The sequence below is a fragment of the Nonomuraea lactucae genome (genome assembly GCF_003313395.1).
GTDB classification, from domain to species: Bacteria; Actinomycetota; Actinomycetes; order Streptosporangiales; family Streptosporangiaceae; genus Nonomuraea; species Nonomuraea lactucae.
The window spans coordinates 1-5543 of the sequence record NZ_QNFZ01000217.1; the positions used below are offsets into that span (position 1 = coordinate 1).

Annotated in this window: 8 protein-coding genes; 4 read left to right on the top strand and 4 right to left on the bottom strand. The window is 70.8% G+C overall.

From position 1 onward, the window contains the following. From DQW85_RS13560 to DQW85_RS13570, 3 genes are all read left to right on the top strand, one after another. Positions 1-358, top strand: a 358-nt coding sequence (locus DQW85_RS13560) for a glycerol-3-phosphate dehydrogenase C-terminal domain-containing protein (protein ID WP_275888201.1), incomplete at its 5' end; no start/stop codon positions are given. A 64-nt stretch (positions 359-422) separates the two neighbouring features. After that, positions 423-1337 (top strand): sucrase ferredoxin, encoded by a 915-nt coding sequence (locus DQW85_RS13565; protein WP_113700678.1) that lies wholly within the window; start codon positions 423-425, stop codon positions 1335-1337. Positions 1338-1438: 101 nt separating this feature from the next. Further along, complete coding sequence (locus DQW85_RS13570; RefSeq protein WP_101784355.1) at positions 1439-1750, top strand: WhiB family transcriptional regulator; 312 nt, start codon at positions 1439-1441, stop codon at positions 1748-1750. 257 nt (positions 1751-2007) lie between these two features. Here the strand turns inward: DQW85_RS13570 and DQW85_RS13575 are convergent, their stop codons facing one another. Beyond that, a complete protein-coding gene (locus DQW85_RS13575; protein WP_113700679.1) occupies positions 2008-2241 on the bottom strand; it encodes a DUF397 domain-containing protein in 234 nt (77 codons plus the stop codon). 115 nt (positions 2242-2356) lie between these two features. Then, positions 2357-3289, bottom strand: coding sequence for a helix-turn-helix domain-containing protein (locus tag DQW85_RS13580; RefSeq protein WP_113700680.1), 933 nt, complete (start codon positions 3287-3289; stop codon positions 2357-2359). Positions 3290-3477: 188 nt separating this feature from the next. On the opposite strand from DQW85_RS13580, the gene DQW85_RS13585 reads away from it, so the two are divergent. Next, positions 3478-3849 (top strand): ATP-binding protein, encoded by a 372-nt coding sequence (locus DQW85_RS13585; RefSeq protein ID WP_162794961.1) that lies wholly within the window; start codon positions 3478-3480, stop codon positions 3847-3849. A gap of 75 nt (positions 3850-3924) precedes the next feature. On the opposite strand, the gene DQW85_RS13590 is transcribed toward DQW85_RS13585, so the two are convergent. Together DQW85_RS13590 and rsgA are read right to left on the bottom strand one after the other, a co-directional pair. Continuing rightward, on the bottom strand, positions 3925-4551 hold the full coding sequence (locus DQW85_RS13590) for a phosphoribosyltransferase (RefSeq protein WP_113700682.1): 627 nt from the start codon (positions 4549-4551) through the stop codon (positions 3925-3927). 57 nt (positions 4552-4608) lie between these two features. Then, a partial coding sequence (gene rsgA / locus DQW85_RS13595; RefSeq protein ID WP_113700683.1) for a ribosome small subunit-dependent GTPase A occupies positions 4609-5543 on the bottom strand: 935 nt, incomplete at its 5' end.

Here is a 5543-nt window from a genome sequence, read left to right on the forward strand (position 1 = left end):
CCCCTGCCGCACCGCCCGCCTCCCCCTCGTCGGCGCGCCGGGGAGCGGGCCCGGCCGGGGCGGAAGCGGGCGCGACGAGGACGGAGGCCGCCGGAACGGACGCGCCGGGACCGGCTTCGAGGAGGTGCCGGCGAGGCTCGTCGAGCGGTACGGGAACGAGGCCCCGGCCGTGGCCGAGCTCGTCCGGCGGCACCCCGAGGAGGCCGGGCTGGGCATCACCAAGGGCGAGCTGCTCTGGTCGGTCCGCCACGAGGGAGCGCTGGACGAGGGCGACCTGCTCGACCGGCGCACCAGGATCGGCCTGGTGCCCGAGGACCGGCAGGCGGCGCTTCCGGTCGCACGAGACACGCTGGGCTGAATCGCCACATCTTCCCCCGGCCACCCGTTAGGTTAGTCTTACCTAATCTCGCGAAGGGGGAGCGTTGGCCAGGAGCTGCGGGCATCCGGACGGGTGCCACACCGGCGCCGTTCCCACGCTGGCCAGCGCCACGGTGGGCGCCCGGCTGTGGCTGCTGGTCGAGTATCCGGGCGCCTGGCCCTCCCACCTGGAGAGTTTCGACCTCCCCGCGGACATCGCCGAGCTCGTACGGCGAGCACTCGACCGCGGCGTCCGGCCCCAGCTGATCCGCCGCCCCGGAAGGCGGACCCGCCCGAGGGAGCAGGGCATCCGTGTGCTAGTCGGCTACGCCGAGGGCCCCGACCCCTGGCTGGCCTCGGGCTTCGTCGCAGATCCGGACGATCTTGACCTGGACGCGCTGGTGGCCGGAGTGGTCCCGCGGTCCTGCATACTGGAAGACGAGCCGGTATTTCTGGTCTGCACGCACGCCAAGCGCAATGCGTGCTGTGCCCGCATTGGACTGCCCCTCGCTCGCGCGCTGGCGGAAAATCTGCCAGACAGAGTGTGGGAAACGTCACACGTTGGCGGCGATCGCTACGCCGCCAACCTCGTGTGCTTGCCACACGGAATTTTCTACGGCAGCATGTCTCAGGCTGCTGCGATCGCAGCGGCTAACGCGTACCGGTCGGGCGAGGTCATCCTCGGCCGTTACCGGGGACGCGCAGGCATCCCTGAGCCATTGCAAGCCGTCGAGCACTTCGCCCGAGCCCATACGGGAGAGTGTTCAGTCGGCGCGGTGGCCGTGGAATCCTCCAGGTCGGACGGGGACGTCACCGAAGCCATTGTGCGCTGCGGCGACGCCCGGTTCCAGGTTGTGGTTGAGCCATCGGCGTTCCGAGCGCCGTGTGGCACGGCTTGCGCCGAGACGATCACCACCTACCGGCTGGTGTCACTGGACAGGCTCGCGCCTGTGCGGTATGCCACGCCCGCGCTTACCTGATCACGGGAACATCACGGCCGCTTCCTGCGTTGGAACAGTGACGCCGAAAGCGTCCAATGCGGCTCAATTAGCGAAATACCTCTCACGAAGGTGGTTTTCTCATGTCTCAGGTACGTCGGCAGCTCGCCCGCCCGCGCCCCAGCTGGGGTTGGCAGGATGATGCCGCGTGCCGGGGTGAGGACCTCGTGCTCTTCTTCGGCCCCGACGGGGAGCGGCAGCCCGAGCGTGACGTACGTGAGCGGAAGGCCAAGGCGATCTGCGCCCAGTGTCCCGTCCGCACCGAGTGCCTTGACTACGCGCTGTCCCGTCCGGAGAAGTACGGCACGTGGGGTGGCCTGAACGAGGACGAGCGCGCCTCCGAGCGTCGCCGTCGCATGCGCCGCGCCGCCAGCGCCGGCATCTCCGCCGCCTGACACCCGGCAGCATCGAGCACCGCGTGATCGCGCAGTTGTCACGATGAACCGGGACCTGGCCCCCCATGTCCAGGCCCCGGCGAACCCGGTCGGGGCAACTGCCTGATCAGGCGCGAATCTCAAACCCCCGAGCACGCGAAGAGCCCGGCGTCACCCTCGACGCCGGGCTCTTGTCGTTCTCCCCCCTCTGTCCGGACCTTCCGTCCGGACGGGTCGTCCGGGCTGATCCGCCCGGACCGATAGTCCGGACATTCCGGTCAGACGATCAGATCGTCGAATTCCCCGTCCTTTGCCCCCAGGACGAAGGCGGTGATCTCCGCCCGCGTGTAGACGAGGGCGGGATCGTCGGGGAAGCGCGAATTGCGCATCGCGATCTCCCCCGTGGGCAGGGTGGCCACCTCGACGCAGTTGCCGTTGGGGTTGCTCCGCCTGCTCTTCCGCCAGACGACGGGGAGGTGGCCTGCGGGCGTTCCGTTGCGGAACTCATGCATGGAAGAAGCTCCTCGCGCTTACAGATGCACGTGCATCTGTGCCTTGCGACGTGAGAATACGGCGTCTGGGCGCACGCCATATACCGGATGACCAAAAATCCGGGTATGGGGTGGATCACAGGGATACGAGAAGTCGCTCCAGAAAACGCCTGGTTTCGGCGGGCGACTCGGCCTGGATGCTCAGCCGGTCCATCACCTGCATGTAGTGCTCGGACTCGGCGGGCTTGTCGAGGTAGAGGGCGCTGGTGAGCTGCTCCATGTAGACCACGTCGGGCAGCTCGCGCTCGGGGAAGCGCAGGATGCTGAACGCCCCGCCCGCCGCCGCGTGCCCGCCCCGGTCGAACGGCATGAGCTGCACGGTGACGTTGCGCCGGGCGGTCATCTCCAGCAGGTGCTCGATCTGCGCCCGCATCACCTCGGGCCTGCCGGGGCTGCGCCGTACGACGGCCTCGTCGATCACCGCCCACAGGGTGAGGGGGTGGTCGCCGTCGAGGCGCCGCTGCCGCGTGGTGCGCAGCGCCACCCGCCGGTCGACCTCCTCGTCCGGCGCGTTCTCGTGCGCCAGCCTGATCACCGCCCTGGCGTAGCGCGGCTCCTGCAGCAGGCCGGGCACGAACTGGTTCTCGTACGTACGGATGACCGAGGCCGCCCCCTCCAGCCCGATGTACACCTCGAACCAGCTCGGCAGCAGGTCGCCGTACTTGTGCCACCAGCCGGGCGCGTTGGCCTGCCGGGCGAGCGCGATCAACGGCTCCCGCTCGGCGTCGTCGCGCACGCCGTAGAGGGTCAGCAGGTCGGCGACGTCGCGCTCCTTGAAGCTCACCTGCCCGAGCTCCAGCCGGCTGATCTTCGCGTGAGATGCTCGAATGGCGTATCCGGCGTCCTCGCGCGAGATACCCTGCTCCGTGCGGAGCCTGCGGAGCTGGGTGCCGAGCAGAATCCGCAGGACGGTGGGGCTCCCCTGTGAGTAGCCGAGGATGTTGCCCTCCGCGCTCTGTGCGCTCACCCTGTCTCCTAGATCATCTGCACGTGCAGACGTGATTTGCATCCGTAAACAACGAAAAGTCTTGCATCGGCAACCGCCTCCCGTAAAGATGGGGCTGGATCACCTTAGACCGCAGCTTCGGGGGCCACATGACGACTTTCGACGCTCGGCCGCAAGCCCCCTCCGGTGCCCGGCCGCCAGGATGGCTTTCCTCCATTCTGCTGGACGGGTTACCGAGCCCCTGCGACGCGGTGTTCCCCCTGCGTGAGCTGGGCACGTTCGAACCGGCCTGCGTGGCCACCGCCCGCCGCTTCGTGGACACGACGCTCGGCACGTGGGGGTCCGATCGCGTCGCGTTCGAAGCGCAACTGGTGGTCTCCGAGCTCGTCACGAACGCGATGCGGCACGGCGGCGGGGTGGTCCAGCTCCGCCTGCTGGGTCACGGGGCCGAGCTGGCCTGCGTGGTCACCGACCACAGCCATGTGCCCCCGGTGACCGCCTCCCCCGACGTCTTCGCCGAGTTCGGCCGCGGGCTGCGGCTCGTCGAGGCGCTGTCCTCCGCGTGGGGCTGGATCATCTCCAGCTCCCGCGACAAGCTCGTCTGGGCCGTGCTGGCGGCCTAGGCCCCCACGCCGGTGTGCCGGCACGCCGGCGTGTCGGCACACCGGCCGAGGGGCAGCGGCCGAGGGGCAGCGGGCTCATGCCGCGGCCAGCAGGGCCAGCACGTCGGCGTCGCTCAGCTGCTCGAAGTGCTCGTACCACTGGCCGACCGCGCGGAAATCGGCGGGTACGGCCAGCACCACGACCTCGTCGGCCTCCTTCCGCATCGCCTCCACGGTCTCGCGCGCTCCCACGGGCACGGCCAGCGTCAGCCTGCCAGGCTCCGCCGCGTGGACCGCTCTGAGCGCCGCCCGGGCGGTGCCCCCGGTGGCGAGCCCGTCGTCGACCACGATCACCTCGCGCCCGGCCAGGTCGGGCAGCGGGCGCTCCCCGCGGTACACCGCGACCCGGCGGGCCAGCTCCCGCCGTTCCTCCCGAACCACGTCCGCCACCGACCCGGGAGTCATCCCGAGCCTGTACAGCAGCGGCAGGTCCAGCACCGGCTCGCCGCCCTCGGCTATCGCGCCGACGCCCAGCTCGGGCTGCGGCGGATAGCCGATCTTGCGGGTGACGAGCACGTCCAGGACGCCGCCCAGCCGCCGCGCGACGGGCAGCGCCACCGCCACGCCGCCACGGGGCAGGGCGAGCACGACCGGGTCGCGGATGTGGACAAGCCGCTCGGCGAGGAGTGCTCCGGCTTCGGCGCGGTCGGCGAACACGTCCATGCCCTGCTCCTACCCGCCCGCACCCGCCACACCCTCGCCGACCTGGGGCTCCACCGGTCAGGGACGGTTGCGGCCCGAGCGGCGCATCTCCTTGTGGATGATCTTCCACTTGTTCTGCTGCTCCTTGCGGAGCCGCGCGTCGGCGCGTCCGGCCATCCAGGCCGCCTCGCGCTGGAGCTTGTGCCAGCTCCTCAGCCGCCGTTCGGGCAGGTCGCCGCGCTCCACGGCCTCCAGCACCGCGCAGCCCGGCTCGCGGTCGTGCCCGCAGTCGTGGAACCTGCACCGCCCGGCCAGCTCCTCGATGTCGGAGAAGACCAGGTCGACGCCCTCGCTCATCTCGTACAGCCCGACCCTGCGGATGCCCGGGGTGTCGATGACGAGCCCGCCGCCGGGCAGCGGGATGAGCTCCCGGTGCACCGTGGTGTGACGGCCCCGGCCGTCTGCGGCGCGCACCTGCTGGGTCTCCATGACGCCGTCACCGGCCAGCGCGTTGACGAGCGTCGACTTGCCGGCGCCGGACGGGCCGAGCACGACAGCCGTACGGGAGCCTTCGAGGTAGCCGCGTACCAGCTCGACGCCCTCGCCGAGCAGCGAGGAGACGGCGTGCACCGCGACGCCCGGCGCGGCACCGCGCACGTCGGCGAGCAGGTCGTCCAGCCCGTGCTCGAACAGGTCGGACTTGGTCAGGAGCACCACGGGAGTGCCGCCCGACTCCCAGGCCAGCGCGACCAGCCGTTCGATGCGGCCCAGGTCGGCGAAGTCGGTGGAGTGCATGGACGGCTCGGCGACGAAGACGATGTCGACGTTGGCGGCGAGCACCTGCCCCTGGCCGTCGCCCGACAGGCCGCCGCGGGAGTCGCGGCTGACGCCGCCGCGGACGAACGCGCTGCTCCTCGGCAGCACGGCGGCGAGCTCGTGGCGGCCCTCGGGCAGCTCGGTGAGCGCGACCCAGTCGCCGACGCACGGGAGCGCCACCGGGTCCTCGGCGGCCG